The organism is Geminicoccus flavidas (assembly GCF_009806515.1).
Lineage (GTDB): Bacteria > Pseudomonadota > Alphaproteobacteria > Geminicoccales > Geminicoccaceae > Geminicoccus > Geminicoccus flavidus.
In genome coordinates this window covers 19,248-40,116 of the sequence record NZ_WUJP01000649.1, presented here as the reverse complement: position 1 = coordinate 40,116, position 20,869 = coordinate 19,248, and the positions used below count along the sequence as shown (strand labels likewise).

The following is a 20,869-nucleotide window of genomic DNA, read 5'->3' as shown; positions in this document are numbered from 1 at the left end:
CCAGGGCGCCGACGCCTTCCTGGGCCAGGCGCGCCAGGCCTCCGGCCTGCCGGCCCTGCGCAAGGACTTCATGCTCGACCCCTGGCAGATCACGGAAAGCCGCCAGCTGGGGGCCGACTGCATCCTCCTGATCCTGGCCTGCCTGGACGACGCCCAGGTGGCCGAGCTCGCCGCCCAGGCGCTGGAGCTCGGCATGGACGTGCTGGCCGAGGTGCATGACGCGAGCGAGATGGAACGGGCGCTGCGCCTGCCCCATTCCTGCCTCCTGGGCGTCAACAACCGCGACCTGAAGAGCCTGAAGGTCGACCTCGCCACCTTCGAGCGGCTGGCACCCATGGTGCCGCCGGACCGCTTCCTGGTGGCCGAGAGCGGCCTCTACGCCCATGCCGACCTGCAACGGATGCGCGCGGCCGGTGCCAAGGCCTATCTGGTCGGCGAATCGCTGATGCGCGAGGCGGACGTCACCGCCGCGACCCGCCGCCTGCTGGGCCGGTCATGAGCGGCGACCTCACCCATTTCGATGCCGCCGGCAACGCGGTGATGGTCGACGTGACCGAAAAGGACGTCACCGAGCGACGGGCGGTGGCGACCGGCCGGGTGGTGATGGCGCCGGCGACGCTGGAACGGATCGCGGCGCGGGGCTTCAAGAAGGGCGACGTGCTGGCGATCGCTCAGCTGGCCGGGATCATGGGCGCCAAGCGTACCGCCGACCTGATCCCGCTCTGCCATCCCTTGCCGCTCTCCTCGGTCAAGGTCGAGCTGCGCCTGGACGAGGCCGCCTCCGCCGTGGACATCCAGGCGGTCTGCAAGGTCACCGGTCGGACCGGCGTGGAGATGGAGGCGCTGACCGCGGTCAGCGTGGCGGCACTCACCGTCTACGACATGTGCAAGGCGATCGACCGCGCCATGCGGATCGAGGACATCCGCCTGCTGGAAAAGGACGGCGGCCGCTCGGGCAACTGGCGGGCGGAGCCATGATCCCGGTCGAGGAGGCGCGCGCCCGGCTCCTGGCGGGGCTGGGCCGCACCGGCACGGAATGGATCGCCCTGGACCGGGCCCGCGGCCGGGTGCTGGCCCAGGACCTGACCGCCCGCCGCGACCAGCCGCCCTGCCCGGTTTCCGCGATGGACGGCTATGCGGTACGCGGCGCCGACCTCCCGGAGCCTGGCCAGAGCCTGCGCCTGATCGGGCGCTCGGTGGCGGGCCACGGCTTTGCCGGCACGCTCGGTGCGGGCGAGACCGTGCGGATCTTCACCGGTGCCCCCATGCCGGCCGGTGCGGATGCCGTGGCGATCCAGGAGGACGCCACGGCCGACGGCGATCGGATCACCTTCGCCGAGGCCGTGGCGCCGGGCAGCTTCGTGCGCCGCCAGGGCCTGGATTTCACCACCGGCTCCCTGGCGCTGGCCGCCGGCACGCAGCTCGGGCCCTTGCAACTGGGGCTGGCCGCGACGGCGGGTCATGCCTGGCTGCCGGTGCGCCGCCGCCCGCGCGCTGCCATCCTGTCCACCGGGGACGAGCTGGTCCGGCCCGGCGAGACGCCCGGCCCTGCCCAGATCGTCAGCAGCAACGCCAACACGCTGGCCGCCATGGTCGAGGCCTGGGGCGGCGAGGCAGTGGATCTCGGCATCGTGCCGGACGAACGCCATGCCCTGGCTGCCGCATTCGGGAACCTGGACGACATCGACATCCTGCTCACCAGCGGCGGCGCCTCGGTGGGCGAGCACGACCTGGTTCAGGAAGTCGCGACCTCCTGCGGGATGCGCCTCGACTTCTGGAAGATCGCGATGCGCCCGGGCAAGCCGCTGATGGTGGGCAGGCTCGGCCGGACCACCATGATCGGCTTTCCCGGCAACCCGGTCAGCTCCGCGGTTTGCGCCATCCTGTTCCTGCGCGCTGCCCTGCGCGCGATGCAGGGCCAGGATCCGGCCCTGCCGGTCCGCCACCTGCCGCTTTCCCGCCCGTTGCCGGCCAACGACCGGCGCCAGGACTATCTGCGCGGCGTGCTGGAGCAGTTGCCGGACGGGCGGCTGGCGGTGCATGCCGCCCACCGCCAGGACAGCTCGATGTTCGCGACCCTGGCGCGGTCCGACGTGCTGATCGTCCGCCCGCCCCATGCCGGGCCGGCCGAAGTGGGTGCGTCAGTCGAGGTGATGCTGCTGGCCGAGGTGCTGAGCGAGCTGCCGCGCTTTCCGATCTGACCTCGGCTGTTATCCAACTCGGTTACCCCAGCAACGCGACGAGCCCCATCAATGCGTTGAATGCGTTCTCGAAATGTCTGGCGGTCATTGACGCGACACGGGAACGTCCATAGAACATTCGTGCCTGTTCCGTTCTTTTGGCGGAACTCTGATCTGGGGTCGCCATCCGTGCTCACCGGCCGTCAGCGACAGCTCGTGCTGTTCATCCAGGATTACCACGAGAAGCACGGCATCTATCCGTCATTCGACGAGATGCGCGAGGCGCTGGAGCTGAAGTCCAAGTCCGGCATCCACCGCCTGGTCTCCGGCCTGGAGGAGCGCGGCTATCTGCGCCGGCTGGCCTATCGGGCGCGGGCGATCGAGCTGGTGCGCGACCGGGCCGGCGAGCCGGCAGCGGAGGCGCCGGTCAACGTGGTGCGCGGCCGGTTCCGTCGCGAGCTGCCGCCCGAGCCCGCCTGCGCGCCTGCCACCTCGCCGCCAGCCCTGCGCCACGCCGGGCTCGACCTGCCGCTCTACGGCAAGATCGCGGCGGGCACACCGATCGAGGCGCTGGCCGACACGACCACGACCATCGACGTGCCGCAGTTCATGCTGGGCGAAGGCGAGCACTACGTGCTGCAGGTCCGCGGCGATTCGATGATCGACGCGGGAATTGCGGACGGCGACCTCGTGGTGATCCAGCGCAGCGACACGGCGGAAAGCGGTGCGATCGTGGTGGCGCTGATCGAGGACCGCGAGGTGACGCTCAAGCGCCTGCGCAAGCGCGGCGCCTCCATCGCCCTGGAGGCCGCCAACCCGACCTACGAGACCCGGATCTTCGGCCCGCACCAGGTCAAGGTGCAGGGCCGGCTGGTCGGGCTGATGCGCCGCTACTGAGGCCGCATGGCGCCGCCCCGCCCGCCGGAGCGGCGATCACGCCGCCTCGAGCGCCGCGAGCAGCCGGTCGGGCAGGTCGGTGAACACCGCCACCGCCCCGGCCCGGCGCAGCTTGGCCGCCTGGTCCGGATCGTTCACCGTATAGACCAGCACCGGCACCCCTTCCGCGCTGAGTTCGGCGATGCGCGCGGGATCGGCGTATTTCTGGCTCATGTGCAGGGTGGAGCAGCCGAGGCGCTCCATCGCCTGGCGCCAGTCGCGCGGCAGCCGCTCGACCAGCAGGCCGCGCGGGCAGAAGGGTGCTACCCGCTTGGCCGCTTCCAGGGAAGCGCGGGCGAACGAGGACAGAAGTGGCGGCGGCTTGCTCTCCGGCCAGTGCAGCTTCAGCTCGCCGCACACCACCTCAGCGGTCTCCAGGTCCCGCCCTGGGCAGGGCTTGATCTCGATGTTCGCCTGCAGGTCCAGCTCGACCAGCAGTTCCACCACCTCCTCAAGCGAAGGGGGATGCTCTCCCGCTGCCTCCGGCGAGAACCACGAGCCGGCATCCAGCTCCCGGATCTCCGCCCAGTCGCGCCTGGCCGCCCAGCCCCGGCCGTTGGTGGTCCTGGAAAGGGCGGCATCATGCATGAGAAAGGCCACCCGGTCGCGGGTGAGCTTGACGTCGAACTCGACCATGCGGCAGCCCTGCGCGGCGGCCTTGCGGATGGACGACAAGGTGTTTTCCGGCGCGTGAGCAGAGGAGCCTCGGTGGCCCACGACGAACGGCATCGGCAGGTTCGGCACGACCGTCAGCCCGGACTTCCATACCGGCCATTGTTCTACCGTCATCCAGAAGATCTCCAGGCGCGCAAATCTAAGCCTCTCACTAGCGGCGGGGTGCGGCCACGCGCAACCGGCAACGTCATACCGGTTGACGGCTGACCGTGGCGGTGCCGGAGCCGGAATCGCCTGCCCAGGAACTGGCCGGCACGGTCGAGCGGGTCGTGTTCCGCAATGCCGAGACCGGCTGGACCGTGCTCCGGATCCGCTCGGAAGCCGGGGATGCCGTGACGCTGGTCGGCACCGGCCTGGAACTCCAGGAGGGCGACGCGGTCAAGGCTCTGGGCGGCTTCGAGGATGATCCGAGCTGGGGCCGCCGCTTCCGTGCCAGCATGGTCCATGCTGCGGCACCCACCACCCGTGAGGGCTTGATCGCCTTTCTCGGCTCCGGCCGGATCAGGGGGTTAGGCCCGGTCCTGGCGCATCGGCTGGTGCGGGTGTTCGGCGACCGCCTGCCCGAGATCATCGAGAGCCGCCCGGACGAGCTGGCTGCGGTCGAGGGCGTGGGGCCGCGCCTGGCCGAGCGGATCGCCGAGACCTGGCAGGGGCTGGCCGGCGAGCGCGAGGCCCTCCTGTTCCTGAACAGCCACGGCCTGGGCGGTGCCAAGGCCGCGCGGATCCTCAAGGCCTTCGGACCGCGCACCGTGGCCCATTTGGCCGCCGACCCCTGGGCGCTGGCCCGCGAGGTCCATGGCATCGGCTTTGCCACGGCCGACCGCTTCGCCCTGGCGCTGGGCCGTGCCCAGGAGGACCCGGACCGGGTCGCCGCTGCGCTGCGCCACGTCCTGGAGGAGCTGGCCCAGGGCCAAGGTGACACCCAGGCACAGCGCAGCTTCCTGCGCGGCCGCCTCCTGGACCTGCTGGGCGTGGACGAGGCCCTGGCCGATGCCGGGATCGAGCGAGCCCTAGATGCCGGCCACGTGGTCGCGAGCGAGGGCGACCTGCTGGGCCTGGCCGAGCTGGACCGGGCCGAGCGCCGGATCGCAGCTCGCCTGGCGGTGCTCTCACAGGGCGACCCGCCGTGGCGCCATGGCGAGGAAGCGAGTGCGGTGGCGGCGGCTGCGAAATATCTCCGCCTGGAACTCGCCCCCTCCCAGGAGGAGGCGGTGCGCCGCGCCTTCACCAGCCGGCTCCTGGTGGTGACCGGCGGCCCCGGCACTGGCAAGACCACGATTGTCCGGGCGATCTTGGCCGCGGTGGAGCGGGCCGGCGGCAGGGTGGTGCTGGCAGCCCCTACCGGCCGGGCCGCGCGGCGGATGCACGAGAGCACCGGGCACGAGGCCTCGACCCTGCACCGCCTGCTGGAGGCCGAGCCCGGCCATGGCTTTCGCCGTGACGCCGACCGCCCGCTCGAAGGCGACCTGTTCGTGGTCGACGAGGCGTCCATGGTCGACACCGAGCTGATGGCGGCCCTGGTCGACGCCCTGCCCGACCATGCCGCCCTGCTGATGGTAGGCGACATCGACCAGCTCCCCTCGGTCGGCCCCGGCCGGGTGCTGGGCGACCTGATCGACTGCGGCCACCTGCCGGTGGTGCGGCTGGTCGAGATCTTCCGCCAGGCCGCCGAGTCCCGGATCGTCGCCAACGCGCACCGGATCGTCACCGGCCAGCCGCCCGAGACCAGCCGCGGCGAGACCTTGGGCGACTTCTATGCGATCCGCGCCGCCAATCCCGAGGAAGCGCGCGATAAGCTGAAGCAGCTCCTGATCGACCGGATGCCCAAGGCCTTCCACCTGGACCCGGTCGAGGACGTCCAGGTGCTGGTGCCGACCAACCGAGGGGCGCTGGGCACGGTCGAGCTGAACCGCTACCTCCAGGCGCTGCTCAACCCCGACCCGGTGGGCGTGGTCACCCGCGGTGAGCTGCGCTTCGCGGTGGGCGACCGGGTCATGCAGATCGAGAACGACTACGAGCGCGAACTGTCCAACGGCGATGTCGGGCGGGTGGTCGCGGTCGATCCGCCGCGCAACGCACTGCAGGCCGCGTTCGACGATCGGCTGCTCAGCTACGAGGGCGGCGAGCTGGACGCGCTCACCCCGGCCTATGCGGTCACGGTCCACAAGGCGCAGGGCTCCGAATATCCCGCCGTCATCGTGCTCCTGTCGCGCGAGCATGGTCGCATGTTGCGGCGCGATCTGCTTTACACCGCCGTGACGCGGGCGCGGCGCCTGGTGGTCCTGCTGGGCGAGCCCGACGCCATCGGCCGCGCGGTGGAGAGCGGTGCCGGCCGCCACCGCCAGACCGGCCTGATCGCCCGCCTCGACCAGGTCTTCGCCAAGGAGCATGTTCCGTCATGAGTTCGAACGAGCGCCGCATGCAGGCCGGCATCGAAGCCGTGCGCAAGGGCGGGGCCCACGCCCTCGACCTGTTCCGGCGCCGCAAGGACCTCGTGATCGAAAAGAAGGGCCGCCAGGACCTGGTCTCGCGCGCCGACCGCGAGACCGAGACCATCATCCGCGAGCATATCGCCGCCCTGTTCCCCGAGGACGGCTTCCTCGGCGAGGAATTCGGCGCGTCCGGGGCGAAGGACCGGATGTGGATCATCGATCCCATCGACGGCACCGCCAACTACCTGGCCGGGCTCGACTACTGGGGCGTGCTGCTGGCTTATGTCGAGAACGGCAAGCCCACCCTCGCCTTCACCTACGACCCGAACCGCGACGAGCTCTGGACCGCCGAGGCCGGCAAGGGCGCCTTTTTGAACGGCCAGCGGATCCGCTGCGCCCCGACCGCACAGGCCGACGAGGCCACCATGGCCCTCTCCTTCAACTTCAAGCTCGACCCGCCCATCTACACCAACATGCTGGAAGCCGCGATCCGCAAGGGCATGGACCACCGCCGCCTGGGCTCGTCCGCGCTCAAGCTCGGCTATGTCGCCGACGGCCGCTTCGACGCCTGCGTCTCCATGCTCACCAACGCCTGGGACGTCGTGCCCGGCCTGCTCCTGGTCAAGGAAGCCGGCGGCTGCGTGACCGACTTCACCAAGGACGGCCACCCCTACGACCAGCCCCGCCCCGCCGCCGCCTGCGCACCCGGCATCCGTGACGTGATCGAGGAAGTGACCGGGCTCACGTTGGACGGCTGACGGCGCAGGCTGTCCGATCCGTCCCATCGTTGGAGAAACGGCGCCGGGCTGGGTGGGGCACGCTCTGCGTCTGGGTACCGCCCGGCATCCTGCTCATGCAGGGGCCGGGCATTCCTTGCTACACGTTCGGCAAGTCTGCGTGGAGCCTAACCCACGACGAATGGCTCGCGGTGAGGCTGGTCACGCCGAACAGGATGACGGTGCCGTGACCATGTCACCCAAGTAGGGGGAAGGTCATGCGGAGGAGTGCATCCTCTGGCTGGCCAGAGTGGCGCATCGCACCGAGCAGAAGAACTCACCAAGATTGATGGTCAAGCTTTCAGTCGATGATCCGTTGAAGTAGCCGGCAATTTTAGTGATGGCATATTCTCCTTGTTAATCATTCCATCGCCATTTGTATCAATATTGGAGAATTTGAATAAGTAATTTACATAGGTGGTATCCGCTTCTTGGCGTTTCTTCCAGATGATTGCCAATCTATCACCTTCTGCAAAGTCACTTATAAAATATTCTACTTGATCAAAGTAATGTTCCGGATAATCAGACGCTCCACCTGAATTGAACATGTGATAGCTGAAAATATCCTCGCCATCTCCGCTGGTCAGGATGGAAGAACCGTTGCCACTGCGAAGTAGATCATTACCTGCGCCACAGGTGAGTCGGTCATTTCCATCGTCTCCAAAAAGACGATCGTTTCCGTCTCCACCATCCAGACGATCGTTGCCATAGCCACCAGCTAGGCTGTCATCACCTGCCTCGCCGCGCATATTGTCGTCGAGCCAGCCACCAAGCGCGGTGTCGTCGCCGTCACCCACGAACAGGACCATCGAGCCATTGCCGATTTCCTGCTCATGCCAGCCCTCATAGGGCATCTCGATCCTGTCATTGCCGGTGCCAGCATAGACCACATTGGTTCCTGATCCAGGCGCTAGGTAGTCGTTGCCATCTTGGCGGCTCGCGACCAGGCCGCAGCGGGCTGCGGCACCTTCCGGCCGGTGCCACGATAAGCGCCCGGGACCCCTGCTCGTCGGGTCCGGACGAAGGGACACTCCCGATCTATCTTCATCTGGGTGACGAACACGCGTGCGACCGGGAGAACACCGATGGACCCTGTCATCGACTTCCTGAACGAGATCTTTTGGGGCTATGTCCTGGTCTATGGCCTGCTCGCCGTGGGGATCTTCTTCACCCTCCGCCTGGGCTTCGTGCAGATCCGGATGTTCCCGGAGATGCTCCGCGCGGTGATTGGCACGAAGGAAGCCGACCGGTCGGGGATCACCCCGTTTCAGGCGCTGTGCACCAGCCTGGCGTCCCGGGTGGGCACCGGCAACATCGCAGGCGTGGCGGTAGCGCTCTATCTGGGCGGCCCGGGCGCCATCTTCTGGATGTGGATGGTGGCGATGGTAGGCATGGCTACCGCGTTCGCCGAGAGCACGCTGGCCCAGCTCTACAAGATCCGCGACGACGAGGGCCGCTACCGCGGCGGCCCGGCCTTCTATCTCGCACGCGGCCTCCGGGCCCCCTGGGCCGGCCTGATCTTCTCCGTCTGCCTGATCCTGTCGTTCGGCCTGGTGTTCAACGCCGTCCAGGCCAACTCGATCGCGGACGCGGTCCTGGGCGCCTTCGGTCTGCCCAAGCTCCTGACCGGCGTGTTCGTCGCCGCGCTGACCGCGGTGATCATCTTCGGCGGCATCAAGACGATCGCCCGGGTCGCGGAATATGTCGTGCCGTTCATGGCCGCGGCCTATGTGGCAGTCGCCATCTACGCCCTGGCGATCAACTTCGCCGAGGTGCCAGGCATGCTCGCCCTGATCGTGCGGAGCGCGTTCGGCCTGGAGGAGGTGGCCGGCGGGGTCACCGGCGGCATGATGGCGGCGCTGATGAACGGGGTGCGGCGCGGCCTGTTCTCCAACGAGGCCGGGATGGGCAGTGCACCCAACATCGCCGCGGTCGCCACGCCCGACCCGCACCACCCGGTCAGCCAGGGCCTGGTGCAGTCGCTGGGCGTGTTCATCGACACGATCGTGATCTGCACTGCCACCGCGCTGCTGATCCTCCTGTCCGGCGCGCTCGATCCGACCTCCGGGCTGACCGGTACCCAGCTCACCCAGGAGGCGGTCAGCGAGCATATCGGCGAGTTCGGCCACGCCTTCATCGCGATCGCGATCTTCTTCTTCGCCTTCACCTCGATCATCGGCAACTACGCCTATGCCGAGAACGCGATGACCTTCCTGGGCCTGGGCCGCAAGGGGCCGGTGACCGTGCTGCGCCTGGCTGTCCTGCTGATGGTGCTCTGGGGTGCGTATGAGAGCGTCGCCACCGTCTTCAACGCGGCGGACGCCTCGATGGGGCTGATGGCGACCATCAACCTGATCGCGATCCTGCTCCTGTCCGGCATAGTGGCCCGGCTGCTCCAGGACTATCTGGCGCAGCGCCGGGCCGGAAAGAAGCCCGTCTTCCTGGCGAGCCAGATGCCGGAGCTGGCTGGCCAGATCGATGCGGAGATCTGGGTGCGGAAATAAGGATAGTTGTCCTTAAGCGCTGCGGTTCAGTCGAATACGGAACGGCATGACTGCAGCAGTGTATCTCATGCAGTTCCGTGATTTGTTCGGCTCTGCTTGACCTGGAGGCCGGTTCTTCGGAAGCACCCGGAAAGTGGCCTCCCCTCGACGGGGTCGGCCGAGAGATGAACGAATGGCTGCCGACCCGATAACCGCTATTGCCGGCATTGTCCTCGGCAGGCTGGTCTCCCACGCAGTCGGCCACGACGTGCTGGCGCGGACCTGATCGGCTGCGTGCGCTCGGTGTTCGACCGGTGGTCCGATCCGGAGCAGCGCGCGCTGGCGGCGGCGATGCGGGTGGAACTTCCTGCCATTCTGTCCGGTCAGACCAGCCTGGACCCGGCCGATGCCGAGGCAGCCACGCGGACCGCCCAGGACCTGCTCCGGCACTACGGGTCGAGCCTCGACCAGATCGCAGCCACCTTCCGCTCGCCGCGCCTTCCGGCCGAGCTCGACCCGTGGCAGACGGTGAGCATCCAGATCGGCGAGGATATCCTCGTCGCAGCCCCCGACCGTTCTACCATGATGGGTCCGCCGACGGGCGCATCGACCAGGTCATGAGGGAGTTCTGTCAGCGCCTCATCGAAGCCGCCTATCGAGCCATCCTGTCCGACTCCATACGTCGCCAGCGCCTGCTGCCAGATCTCGCGGTCCGGTCGGCAGCGGGAGTAGGAGGGGTCGAACGGACGCGGGACGAGATCCTGTGCGTCCTGCGCCGGATCGAGGCGGACAAAGGTATTCCGCTCGCTGTCCTGCACGCCGTCCTCCGCCAGTTCGGTGAGGCAGGTCCTCTGCCTGACGATCCCGTCGAACTGCAACGACGTCTGGAAGCGAAGGCCAATGAATACCGTACCCTGGATGCCCGCCCGCAGAGCCTGGTTTCTGACGACCCTGTCGTAGCCGAGGCCAGGGCCGCTGCCAGGGCGGCGGTCGACCAGGGGGATTTCCAGCAGGCCTGCCACCTTCTCAGCAAAGCAGTTGACCTCGAGCTCGACACGATGGAATTGCTCGCAGCTTACACGCAGGCCAAGCAGTGTTCCGCCGCCCACGGCCTCATCCTCCTGGGGAGGCTACGCACCTCGGACTCGACTATCTGGCGGCCTCGCGCCGCACTGCCGGAAAGAACCAGAGAGCGTATCCCGCTGGACTGGGCCATGACCTAGAACAATCTCAGCAACGCATTTCAGGCACTCGGGGAACGTCGCGCTGATCCCGGCGCACTCGAAGAGGCTTTATCCTGCCTCCGCAACGCCAGGATCGTCCATGTGGATGAGGCCGGGCAGTCTCAGCTGGCAGATTTGTTCGACGCCCGGATACGCGCCATCCAAGACAAGCTTCAGGTGTTCCGCCCGCCCGCCTGATCGGCCCTGCTTACCGATCGGCCGGCATCTCGGTGCCCTGCTCCGCCGCCTTCTCCGCGTCCTTCATCCGCTTGGTATTGTCCAGCGCGAACGGCCAGATCAGGCCGATCACGATCGCTACCACCACGACCGCCAGGATGATCGCGCGGTTGCGCGTCTGCGTGCTCATCGTCGGAGAGTCCAGCAAAGCGAAGGTCAGATCAGGCGGGCACCCGCATGGGCCGCCTCGTGGTCAAGCAGCCAGCGTTTGCGCGGCAGGCCGCCGCCATAGCCGCCGAGCTTGCCGTCATGGGCGATCACCCGGTGGCAGGGCACGATGATCGAGATCGGGTTCCGGCCATTGGCGGCACCGACCGCGCGGAAGCCCGCTTGGCTCGCCACCAGCCCGGCGAGCTGCTTGTAGGAGATCGTGGCGCCGTAGGGAATCGTCATGAGCGCGTCCCAGACCCGGCGCTGGAACGGCGTGCCGTCCAGCCGCAGCGGCAGGTCGAAGGCGGAGAGGCCGCCCGCGAAATACGCCTCGACCTGCCGGCTCGCCTCCTGCAGGAGCGGCGTCGCACGCGGCTCGGCGGCGAACCCCTGCTCTTCCCCGGTGAATAGACCGACCAGCACCTCGCCATTCCCGATCAGCCGCACCGGACCGATCGGCGTGGCCAGCGTCGCCATCTCCATCCTGCCCGACCCCCTGCCCAAAGCGCGTGCCAGTTTCTCGCAGGCGGTCCTGCCCTTGTCGAGCGGGATCGGCCCGGCTCCGCGCGGCGCTGCGATCCGACATCGGATGACGTGTCTCGAGGATGAAACCGTTCGGCCGGCTCAGCGCCACTGCGCTACTCGCCGGGCGCGCCGGCGGGCCGAGGCGGCGGTCCTCACGGCCGACACCACGGCCGCCCGCTCGTCCACGGGCGGGGCCTCGGGCCGGTGGTGGCGGACGAACTCGGCGACGAACAACTGCCGGGCCCGGTAGTCGCAAGACATGCCCCGCATGGCGCACCAGCGCGGGAAGTCGAACAGGTCGAGCGTGGCCTTCACCGGGACCGCGCCCATCTCCTCGATGCGCGCCACGCCCTCGTTGGCCTCGCTCAGCCACTGGTCGAACGTGTCGGGCAACTGGCGCCCGTCCGGGAACAGCCGACGCAGCTCGTCGTAATGCTCCCGGCGATACCAGAGCACCCCGATTGCCGTTTCCATGGCCCGCCCGCCCAGTCTTGTGCAGTCGACCCAGATATGGCGAACAAGTTACTGAAGGTTCAAGAGGTTCCTCTTGAACGCTCAGACGCACCTTCGGAAACTTTCAAAGAGTCCATGAATCGGCCCTGTTATCCCACCAAGTGGATTTCTTGCGCTGCGGCTCAGCAACCGGGCTTGGCCAGTGGCACCGCCAGCTCACCCACCACCCGCTGGTCCTCGGGGTCGAGCTCGTTGCGCGCGGCCACCAGCAGCTCCGCCTGGCAGGGTCGGCGATGGTCCTCGGCCACCACCCACTCCACCTCCGCCTGAAGATCGGCTGGCGCAATCATGGCGAACTTCCCCTCCGCCGCACGGCGGAAGAAGGTGAAGACCGGCTGGCCGCTGCCGCCGGTGACCTTGGCCTGCAGCCGGACCATCTGGCCGGGCGTGAGCGGCCCCGAAGGCTCGACCCGCAGCGCCACCGCGGTGATCGGCCGGGCCTCGGCCAGTCGCTCGCCGGGTGCCGTGAAGCTGCCCTCCGCCCGCCAGCTCGCCCACTCACCGGCCGGGCCGTTCACCGCGAACCGCTCATAGGGCGCGAGGCGCCGCGTGTGCGGGCGCATCGGCCCGCTCACTACGAAGGGCCGGCTGCCGTCCAGGGCGGACGGCGGGTCGGGCAGGTCCAGCCGGCTCCGGCCGTCCGGACCCATGGCTGCCGCCTCCAGCAACGCGAAGCTGTCCCGATGGTGGGTAGGCCGTTGCTCGACCGTCATCGCACCGCTGGCACCCAGCGGCTTGATCGCCAGGGCCGGGCGGGCATAGCCCATGAGCTCGTTCTGCCCATAGGCCTCCGTGCGGGTGACCGGCGGCCCGGGCTCCCCGTCCGGCACGACGTTCAGCCCGGTGTCCGACTGCAGGACCACCACGCTCCGCTCCAGCACGCCCAGCGTCCGCAGCCGCTCCACCAGGCCCCCGAACAGCCGGACCGCACAGGTGGCCTGGTCCAGGTAGCTTTGCCAGTCATCGGCCGCCTCCTGCCGGAGCCTGCAGTCGGCGTCGAACAGGAACGGGCGGTGCGGCGGGTAGAAGTGCAGGAACTGGTAGACCGGCCGCTCCGTCGCGACCCGGTAGTTGTTCGCCAGGTGCCGGGCGACCTCGCGGGACAGGACGACGTCACGCTGGATCGGTGTCAGCTCTGGCAGGGCCTCGTCCGCGCGCGCCGGGATCAGCAGGGCACCCTCGCGATAGACCGCGGGCTTCAGCACGGCCGGTACCAAGCGCAGAAGGGACAGGTTGCCCAGCAGGATCCGCTCCGAGGCCAGGACTGCCGCGGGTTCGCCCGCCTCGATCGCCACCCCCTCCTCCGCTGCCACGTGGTCGAGCATGGCGCAGGCATGGGGTGCACCTTCGCAGAACACGCCGCCAGGCGGCATGGCGCTTATCTGGAAGCCGGCCGCGTGCAGGCGCGCCGGCAGGCTGTCCTGTGCCAGCCAGCGGCCGAACAGCGCGTTGGCCGGCTCGTCCGGCGGCACCGTCTCGTCGAAGTAGAAATGTTGGGCCAGGATTCCGCCCAGCGAGATCGTGGTCCAGTTCGAGTAGCCCATATGCTCGGGATAGACGGTAAACCCGTCGAAATGGCGGCGCAGCTCCGGATATGCTGCCAGCACCTCGGCCAGCGCGTCCGAACGCAGCGAATCGAACATCACGTGGATCACGTTGAAATCGCTGGAGAGTTCGGTGATCGGTATTCGGCCACCCGATCCTGCGTCCGCCCTCGGCTGTGTCCAGTAGGCCTGCGCCGGCACCAGGGCAGAGGCCGCCACCCAGAGGCACAGGATCGCCACAACGCTGCGGGCATGCTCGGCGATCCGGCGCCGGCCGAACCAGGCGGCCGCCAGCACCAGCGCGATCACGGCCAGTTCGACGGCCGCACGCACCGGCGGCACCGACAGGCTGTGCCGCGCGCCATCCAACACCATCCCCTCGCCATGGCCGAAGATCTGGCTGAAAAGGAGCAGCACCACCGTGGCCGCGAGGCAGGCCACCAGCACGTGACGCGACCAGCCGGTGACGAGGCCCAGCAGGGCCATCACCGCCCAGACCAGCAGAAAGGCCAGGGCGAACGGCGCCAGCACCGCCCATGCGGGTGCCGAGAACTGGCCGGCATTGGGCGCATGCACCGCGATCGCGGGCAGCAGGCAGAGGGCGAAGGCGAACAGGCCGGCCGCAACGAGCTGGCAGAGGATCTTCATGTGGCCGGCGAGCCCCGGGAGATGGCGTGGACGAAGCAGGCCCGGTCCGGTTAGGCGGTGCGTTCCGCCTGCGCCTGGGCGATCGCCTGGATGCGCCCAATCATGGCGTAGAGCCCATTGGAGCGCGACGGGGTGAGATAGCGCTCCAGACCGATCTCCTTCAGCACCTCGGGCGGATTCGCCAGGATCTCGGCGGGGGTGAGCCGGTCATAGAGCCGGAGCAACAAGGCGATCAGCCCCTTGACCAGGATCGCGTCGCTCTCCGCATGGAAGTGCAGCCGGTCGCCTTCCATGGTGCCGACCATCCAGACTTGGCTCTGGCAGCCCTGGACGCGCGAGGCGTCGGTCTTCAGCGCCGGCTCCATGGGCGGCAGCGCCTTGCCCAGGTCCATGACGTTCTCGAGCTTGTCGCGCCAGTCGTCGAACAGGGCGAACTCGTCGCGCAGTTCCTGGGCACGTTCGGCAAAACTCGTCACGATCGCTGCACAACTCCTCTTTCCGTGGCGCGCCGCAGGCGGCATGTCCAGCCACGGACCATGCGCGGACCCGTCTCGATGCCCCCACGTCTTCTGATCGTCCAGAACAATCTGGAGAGCCCGGCCGGGATCGTCCAGGAAGAGGCCGCCCGCTGCGGCATAGAATCGACCTTGCTGATGGGCTCGCCCGACCTCGTCCTGCCGACGGATGCCGGCCGGCATGACGGGCTCCTGATTCTGGGCGGCACCATGAACTGCCTGGCCGACGACCAGTGCCCCTATTTCCCGCCCCTGCTGGAGCTGGCGCGCCGCATGGACGCGGAAGGCCGGCCGGTCATGGGCATCTGCCTGGGCGCCCAGCTCCTGGCCCGCGCCTGGGGCGGCACGCCCCGGATCGGCAGCGCTCCGGAATATGGCTTCGTGCCCCTGGAGCCAACCGAAGCCGCCTTCGACGACCCGCTCCTGTCCGACGTGCCGCCCGGCACCTGCTTCATGCAGTGGCATGACGACACCTACGACCTGCCGCAGGGCGCCACCCTCCTGATGCAGAGCACTACCTGCCGGAACCAGATCTGGCGCGCCGGCAACGTCACCTGGGCCTTCCAGGCCCATATTGAGGTGACTCCGTCCATCCTGGTCGCCTGGGGCCTGATCCGCCAGAAGCTCACCGGCGACGCCGAAGCGCCAGCGCTGCTGCGCGCCGCCTCGGACCGCCATCTGCCCGAGGCCGACCACGCCGCGCGGGTAATCGCGACCCGCTTTGCCGAGGAGATCCTGGCGGGCGCGCGGCGCCGCCGGCAGGCAGCCTGACGCCCGCCTACAGCGCCGGTGGCTTGCCCGTCTTGGTCTTGGCCAGGCCGGCGACCCAGTCCATCACCGCCAGCAGCACGCCCGAGAGCACGAAGACCATGTGGATGGTCACCATCCAGCGCAGGTCGGTGGGGGATGTCGTCGCGACGTTCATGAACGACTTCAGCAGGTGGATGCCCGAGATCGCGACGATGGACGCGATCAGCTTCAGCTTCAGCCCCCCGAAGTCGACCGTGCCCATCCATGGCGGCCGGTCCTCGTCGTCCACGTCGATCCGGCTCACGAAGTTCTCGTAGCCGCTGAAGATCACGATCAGCACGAGGTTGCCGGCCAGCGACAGGTCGATCAGCGTCAGCACCATCAGGATGACGTCGGTCTCCTTCATCTGATGGATGTCGGCCACGAAATGGGCCGTCTCCAGCAGGAAGGTGTAGAGCAGCATGATTAGGGCCACGATCAGGCCCAGATAGAAGGGCGCCATCAGCCAGCGGCTGGCGAACATCAGGCGCTCGAGCGCACGTTCCAGCATGAGTCCTCTTGGTTGCGGGGACCTTGGTGAGACCGGACTTGGAAGTGAGGTTTCCGGAAAATACTACACGATGGCAGCGACCTGGCGCGGCCGGCTCAGCTCCTGGAGGAGCAGGTGGCGGGCGATGCGCCGGCAGGTGGTGCGGCCCAGGACATAGGTCTGGAAGTCCGGGTCCAGGATTCGGGCGAACGCCTCGTCCAGGACATTCAGCCCCCCGGTGAAGGCGCCGAAGGCAGGCAGCACCAGGCGGCTGCCGTCAGTGACGAAGCAGCCGAGCCGGGCCGTGGCACGGCCGAGACGCAGCTTAGCCTTTGGATGAAGATGCCCGATGATCTCAATGAAATCGTTCGCATTTTCTGCTTCGTGGCGCAGGGCGATCCCGCCGAACGCCGCTTCCGGCAGTCCGATGCCGCCCAGTCCCATGGGCGGCATCGGGTCGTGGTTGCCCGACACCCACAGCCATTCCCGTCCGCGGGTCAGCGCCCGCAGCCGCTCGGCGAGTTCGTCCGGCAGCCCGGCTGGACCGTGCAGGTCGTGGAACCCGTCGCCCAGGCTCACCACGGTCGCCGGGTCCAGCCGCGCCAGCACCGCCTCCAGCCGCTCGATCGTCGCGATGGTATCGTGCGGCGGGAGCATGACGCCGCGCCGGGCGAATGCCGCCCCCTTCTCCAGGTGGAGGTCCGCCACCACCAGCATGCGCCGCCTGGGCCAGAACAGCACGCCCGCCGGATCCAGCAGCAGCCGCTCGCCGCCCAGGCGCAGCTCAGCCGGCCGCACCGGGCATCTCCCGTTCATCTGCCATCTCAGGTGCCGTCTCAGGCGGCATCCACATCGCCTTCCGATTCCACGCTTTCCTCGGGCGCCATCGCCTCGTCGATCAGTTCCTCCGCGTGCCGGTCCAGCAGCATGTCGATATCGGCCTCGCCCACCCGTTCGCGCCCGATTTGGAGCATCACCGGCACCGCCAGCGGGCTCACCCGCGGTAGGCGCTTGTGCATGATCCGGCCCTGGACCGCCACCAGCATGTCGGCCAGGCGGCGGATATCCGTGAGGCCGGCCGCGGCCTCGTTGCGGGTGGCACGCAGGAGCACGTGGCCGGGCTCGTACTTGCGCAGCACGTCGTAGATCAGGTCGGCGTTGAACGTCACCTGCCGGCCGGTCTTCTCCTGGCCGGGATGGCGCCGCTCGATCAATCCCGCCACCACCGCGACGTTGCGGAAGGTCCGGCGCAGCATGGAGCTTTCCGCCATCCAGGCTTCCAGGTCGTCGCCCAGCATGTCGACGTCGAACAGCATGTCCAGGTCGGTGGCCTCGTGGCCCGACCAGATCGAGATCGCGTAGTCCGACGCGACGAACCCATGCGGTTCCAGGCCGGCCCGCTGCATTCTTCGCGTGAGCAGCATGCCCAGCGTCTGGTGCGCGTTGCGGCCGGCGAACGCATAGGCGACCAGGAACCAGCGCTTGCGGTAGCTGAAGGTCTCGACCAGCAGCCCGTCCTTTGGCGGCAGGGCCGAGCGGCGCACCTGATGGTTCAGCCATTCGCGCACTGGTTCGGGGAAGCGGTGCCAGTTCGAAGGATCGCCCAGCATCCGGCGGACCCGGGCGGCGAGATAGGTGCTGACTGGGAACTTGCTGCCGCCATAGAGCGGGATCTCGGCCTTGCTCGCGTCCTTGGCGACCCTGGTCTGCACGTCATGCTCGCGGATGCCCAGGAACTCCAGCACCTGGCCGGCGAAGATGAAGCTGTCGCCCGGCGTGAGCGTGCGGATGAAGAACTCCTCGACCTCGCCCAGCGTGCGACGGCCCAGCTTCACCCTCAGCACCGGCGCCTCGACGATCACCCCGACATTCATCCGCCACTGCCGGGCAATCCGCGGATCGGCCAGCTTCAGCCGGCCGTCGGGGAGCGGCACCAGGCGCCGGTAGCGCTCGTAGCTGCCCAGCGCATAGCCCCCATCGGTGCAGAACTGCACGACGTCGTCGAAGTCCTTGCGGGTGAGCTGGCGGTAGGGCTCCGCCCGGATCACCTCGGCATAGAGTTCGTCCGGCAGGAACGGACCGGAGCAGGCCACGCCCAGCACGTGCTGGGCCAGCACGTCCAGGCCGGGCAGCAGAGTCACGCCCGTGTCGAGGTCGCCCTCGCGCACCGCCTCCTGGGCGGCCACGCATTCCAGGAACTCGAACCGGTTGGCCGGCACCAGCACGGCGCGCGACGGCTCGTCCATCCGGTGGTTGGCCCGGCCGATTCGCTGCACCAGCCGTGCTACCCCCTTGGGCGCCCCGATCTGCAGGACCAGGTCGACATCGCCCCAGTCGATGCCGAGGTCCAGCGAGCTGGTGCAGACCACCGCGCGCAGCCTGCCGGACGTCATCGCCGCCTCGACCCGCTTGCGCTGCTCGACCGACAGCGAGCCGTGGTGCAGGGCGATCGGCAGCCCGTCCTCGTTGGCACGCCACAAGGCGACGAACAGCACCTCGGCCGAGGAGCGGGTGTTGGTGAACAGGAGGCTGGTCCGCGCGGTCCGGATCTGCCGGTAGATCGCGTCCACCGCGAACAGGCCGAGATGGCCGGACCAGGGCACGTAGGCGTCCGGCACCAGCATCGTCACCTCGGGCTCGGCACCGGGCTCGCCCTGGATGACCACCGCCCGCTCAGGATCGGGGGAAAGGAACCGGAGCAGGCCCGGCGGATCGGCGACGGTCGCGGAGAGGCCGCAGAAGCGCGCCTTCGGCGCCAGGCTGCGCAGCCGCGCCAGGCAGAGCGAGAGCATCTGGCCGCGCTTGGTCTCGGCCAGCGCATGAAGCTCGTCGACGATCACCGCGTCTAGATGGGCAAAGCGCTCGGCGGCATCAGTCCAAGACAGCATCAGCGCCAGCGATTCCGGCGTGGTCAGCAGGATGTCCGGCGGCCGGCGCTTCTGCCGGGCGCGGCGGTTCTGCGGCGTGTCGCCGGTGCGGGTCTCGACCGTGATCGGCAGCCCGGCCTCCTCGATCGGCCGCAGGAGATTGCGCGCCACGTCGGCGGTGAGTGCCTTGAGCGGCGAGATGTAGAGCGTATGCAGCCGCGGCACCGGTCCGGCACCGCGGCGGGTGAGCGCCACCAGGCTCGGCAGGAAGCCGCCCAGCGTCTTGCCGCCGCCGGTGGGCGCAATCAGTAGCGCATCCCGGCCGGCCATCGCCGCCTGGATCATGCCCTGCTGGTGGCTGCGCAGGGTCCAGCCCTGCCGGTCCAGCCAGGCCTGCAGAGCTGGCGGCAGGAGATCGTCGGCCTCCGCGTCACCCTCCGGTGTCGATTCGGCCAAAAACTCTCGCTTCAATTCATTATGCCGATCGTTTAACAACCTTTGGTAGATACCGCTCCCGGGGAGCAAGCTGGTGGTCGGTCTGTTCTACCTCCTGGTGGGCCTGGGCGCGCTGGTCGCCGGCACCGGCACGCTCCTGGCGATCCCGGACCCCCTGTTGCGGGCGACGGTGGCGCCGGTGGCCGTGACCCTGCTCCTGCTGGCCTCGGGCGGCCTCCTGCTCCTGCACCGCGAGCGGCGCCTGGCCGCCCCGGCCGCCACCGCGAGCCGGCGGCCGGCCGCACCGGAAGATGATGTGCCGCATCAGCCAGCACCAGGGCCGGCATCGGAATTGCCGGCAGACCGGCACAAGGAGCCCTTGCTGGTCCTGACCGAGCCGCTCGGGCCGGACCCGGCGGCCCGCCGCACGGAACCCGACAGCGCTTTTTGCACGAACGAACCCGGGGCCGCGTTTTACACGAACGAACCCGAGACCGCGTCACCGGCACCGGGCAAGGCACCGCGCTTTGGCGGCTTCAGCCTATTCCGGCGCGAGCCGCAGCCGCGCGACCAGCCGGCCCCGGCCGGGCCGGGCCGTGCTGCCGAACCGTTCCCGCTGCTGCAGGACGAGTCAGAGCCGGACAGCTTCATCCTGCCACCACCCTCGGCCCGCCTGCTGGCGGAAGTCGACGCTGGCGCGGATCTGCTCGACAACGCGGACAGCCGGACCCATTCGGTCGCCCGGGCGGTCGAGCGCGGCGAACTCGACCCGGTGCTGCTGCCGGTGGTGAGCCTGCCACAGCGCCGGCGCCGGATGGTGCGGATCCGGCTGGAGTGCCGCCACCTGGATGTCGCCTGCAACCCGCACGACCTGCTGCCGCCAGGCCCGGGGCCCCTGCGCGCCGCCTTGGACCTGGAACTGCTCCATGCCGCGGTAAAGGTGTGCGCCCGGCCCAGGCCCGGCAGCGAGAACCTGCCGGTCCTGGCCTGGCTGTCGATCACGTCGTTCATGGCGGAGGAAGCGCTGGCGGCACTGCGCGTCCTGCTGGAGCGGCACCGCCAGGGTGCCGCCTCGCTCCAGATCTTCCTCGACCAGTGGCCGACCGAGCGGCCCGGGCTGGAGCTGATCGCCCTCCTGCGCGGTGCCGGCGTCACGATCGGGCTGGAACTGTGCCAGCGGCCCTACCTGTCGCCCGATGCGATCACCGGCCGGCGGATCGGCACGGTGGCCCTGGCAGCCGGGCTGGTGCGCGCCGCGGCCCTGGAAGCCTATGACACCGACCTGATCCGCGACCTGAAGTGCCTGGAGCGTGCGGGCGTCACCGTGCTGGTGACCGGGATCGGTGATGAGCGGACGCTGGCCGAGGTCCTGGACTATCCAATCGGGCTCGGCAGCGGCAGGCTATTCGGCCGGATCGGCTGACGATCGGGCGGGGCTGGCCTGCATGCCA

General features: G+C 68.9%; 21 protein-coding genes. 11 read left to right on the top strand and 10 right to left on the bottom strand.

Annotated features, from left to right (window positions below; translation table 11 throughout):
* From EQG76_RS18520 to lexA, 4 genes are all read left to right on the top strand, one after another.
* Nucleotides 1-499 (top strand): indole-3-glycerol phosphate synthase TrpC (locus EQG76_RS18520; RefSeq protein ID WP_200840917.1); only part of this gene is annotated, 499 nt, incomplete at its 5' end.
* Entirely contained in the window at nt 496-978 is a 483-nt protein-coding gene (gene moaC / locus EQG76_RS18515; RefSeq protein ID WP_159715853.1) for a cyclic pyranopterin monophosphate synthase MoaC, read from the top strand. The genes EQG76_RS18520 and moaC, both read left to right, overlap by 4 nt.
* The gene (locus EQG76_RS18510; RefSeq protein WP_159715852.1) at nt 975-2,201 is read left to right on the top strand and encodes a molybdopterin molybdotransferase MoeA; all 1,227 of its coding nucleotides are present in this window, start codon (nt 975-977) and stop codon (nt 2,199-2,201) included. The genes moaC and EQG76_RS18510 overlap by 4 nt, the downstream gene beginning before the upstream one ends.
* A gap of 168 nt (nt 2,202-2,369) precedes the next feature.
* Nucleotides 2,370-3,077, top strand: a complete 708-nt coding sequence (gene lexA, locus EQG76_RS18505) for a transcriptional repressor LexA (protein ID WP_159715851.1) — start codon at nt 2,370-2,372, stop codon at nt 3,075-3,077.
* Between the two features lie 36 nt (nt 3,078-3,113).
* On the opposite strand, the gene ugpQ is transcribed toward lexA, so the two are convergent.
* Nucleotides 3,114-3,905 (bottom strand): glycerophosphodiester phosphodiesterase, encoded by a 792-nt coding sequence (ugpQ, locus tag EQG76_RS18500; RefSeq protein ID WP_235031442.1) that lies wholly within the window; start codon nt 3,903-3,905, stop codon nt 3,114-3,116.
* 95 nt (nt 3,906-4,000) lie between these two features.
* Between ugpQ and recD2 the strand changes: the two genes are divergently transcribed.
* Together recD2 and EQG76_RS18490 are read left to right on the top strand one after the other, a co-directional pair.
* Nucleotides 4,001-6,193: an SF1B family DNA helicase RecD2 gene (gene recD2, locus EQG76_RS18495; protein WP_159715850.1), complete on the top strand. Its 2,193-nt coding sequence runs from the start codon at nt 4,001-4,003 to the stop codon at nt 6,191-6,193.
* The gene (locus tag EQG76_RS18490; RefSeq protein ID WP_159715849.1) at nt 6,190-6,981 is read left to right on the top strand and encodes an inositol monophosphatase family protein; all 792 of its coding nucleotides are present in this window, start codon (nt 6,190-6,192) and stop codon (nt 6,979-6,981) included. Before recD2 ends, EQG76_RS18490 begins: the two co-directional genes overlap by 4 nt.
* Before the next feature lie 311 nt (nt 6,982-7,292).
* Here EQG76_RS18490 and EQG76_RS18485 read toward each other — a convergent pair whose 3' ends face one another.
* Entirely contained in the window at nt 7,293-7,889 is a 597-nt protein-coding gene (locus EQG76_RS18485) for a calcium-binding protein (protein ID WP_159715848.1), read from the bottom strand.
* 195 nt (nt 7,890-8,084) lie between these two features.
* On the opposite strand from EQG76_RS18485, the gene EQG76_RS18480 reads away from it, so the two are divergent.
* From EQG76_RS18480 to EQG76_RS18470, 3 genes are all read left to right on the top strand, one after another.
* Nucleotides 8,085-9,503, top strand: coding sequence for an alanine/glycine:cation symporter family protein (locus EQG76_RS18480; protein ID WP_159715847.1), 1,419 nt, complete (start codon nt 8,085-8,087; stop codon nt 9,501-9,503).
* Between the two features lie 273 nt (nt 9,504-9,776).
* Nucleotides 9,777-10,103, top strand: a complete 327-nt coding sequence (locus EQG76_RS18475) for a hypothetical protein (RefSeq protein ID WP_159715846.1) — start codon at nt 9,777-9,779, stop codon at nt 10,101-10,103.
* Nucleotides 10,100-10,705 carry a hypothetical protein gene (locus tag EQG76_RS18470; protein ID WP_159715845.1) on the top strand — a complete coding sequence of 202 codons (606 nt, stop codon included), beginning with the start codon at nt 10,100-10,102 and terminating at the stop codon, nt 10,703-10,705. Before EQG76_RS18475 ends, EQG76_RS18470 begins: the two co-directional genes overlap by 4 nt.
* 208 nt (nt 10,706-10,913) lie before the next feature.
* Here EQG76_RS18470 and EQG76_RS18465 read toward each other — a convergent pair whose 3' ends face one another.
* From EQG76_RS18465 to EQG76_RS18445, 5 genes are all read right to left on the bottom strand, one after another.
* Nucleotides 10,914-11,072 (bottom strand): hypothetical protein, encoded by a 159-nt coding sequence (locus tag EQG76_RS18465; RefSeq protein ID WP_159715844.1) that lies wholly within the window; start codon nt 11,070-11,072, stop codon nt 10,914-10,916.
* A 26-nt stretch (nt 11,073-11,098) separates the two neighbouring features.
* Nucleotides 11,099-11,569 (bottom strand): methylated-DNA--[protein]-cysteine S-methyltransferase, encoded by a 471-nt coding sequence (locus EQG76_RS18460; RefSeq protein WP_235031441.1) that lies wholly within the window; start codon nt 11,567-11,569, stop codon nt 11,099-11,101.
* 147 nt (nt 11,570-11,716) lie between these two features.
* The gene (locus EQG76_RS18455; protein ID WP_159715842.1) at nt 11,717-12,091 is read right to left on the bottom strand and encodes a hypothetical protein; all 375 of its coding nucleotides are present in this window, start codon (nt 12,089-12,091) and stop codon (nt 11,717-11,719) included.
* A 161-nt stretch (nt 12,092-12,252) separates the two neighbouring features.
* Nucleotides 12,253-14,322 carry an alkaline phosphatase family protein gene (locus EQG76_RS18450; protein ID WP_159715841.1) on the bottom strand — a complete coding sequence of 690 codons (2,070 nt, stop codon included), beginning with the start codon at nt 14,320-14,322 and terminating at the stop codon, nt 12,253-12,255.
* Between the two features lie 50 nt (nt 14,323-14,372).
* Nucleotides 14,373-14,798: a SufE family protein gene (locus EQG76_RS18445; RefSeq protein WP_200840916.1), complete on the bottom strand. Its 426-nt coding sequence runs from the start codon at nt 14,796-14,798 to the stop codon at nt 14,373-14,375.
* A 78-nt stretch (nt 14,799-14,876) separates the two neighbouring features.
* Here EQG76_RS18445 and EQG76_RS18440 point away from each other — a divergent pair, with 78 nt between their 5' ends.
* Nucleotides 14,877-15,608, top strand: a complete 732-nt coding sequence (locus EQG76_RS18440) for a type 1 glutamine amidotransferase (protein WP_159715839.1) — start codon at nt 14,877-14,879, stop codon at nt 15,606-15,608.
* Nucleotides 15,609-15,615: 7 nt separating this feature from the next.
* Here the strand turns inward: EQG76_RS18440 and EQG76_RS18435 are convergent, their stop codons facing one another.
* From EQG76_RS18435 to EQG76_RS18425, 3 genes are all read right to left on the bottom strand, one after another.
* Nucleotides 15,616-16,137, bottom strand: a complete 522-nt coding sequence (locus EQG76_RS18435) for a TIGR00645 family protein (RefSeq protein WP_159715838.1) — start codon at nt 16,135-16,137, stop codon at nt 15,616-15,618.
* 63 nt (nt 16,138-16,200) lie between these two features.
* Entirely contained in the window at nt 16,201-16,914 is a 714-nt protein-coding gene (gene pdeM, locus EQG76_RS18430) for a ligase-associated DNA damage response endonuclease PdeM (RefSeq protein WP_235031440.1), read from the bottom strand.
* A 38-nt stretch (nt 16,915-16,952) separates the two neighbouring features.
* Nucleotides 16,953-19,454: a ligase-associated DNA damage response DEXH box helicase gene (locus EQG76_RS18425; protein ID WP_255476564.1), complete on the bottom strand. Its 2,502-nt coding sequence runs from the start codon at nt 19,452-19,454 to the stop codon at nt 16,953-16,955.
* A 58-nt stretch (nt 19,455-19,512) separates the two neighbouring features.
* Here EQG76_RS18425 and EQG76_RS18420 point away from each other — a divergent pair, with 58 nt between their 5' ends.
* On the top strand, nt 19,513-20,841 hold the full coding sequence (locus tag EQG76_RS18420) for an EAL domain-containing protein (RefSeq protein ID WP_159715836.1): 1,329 nt from the start codon (nt 19,513-19,515) through the stop codon (nt 20,839-20,841).
* The last annotated feature ends 28 nt before the right edge of the window (nt 20,842-20,869 follow it).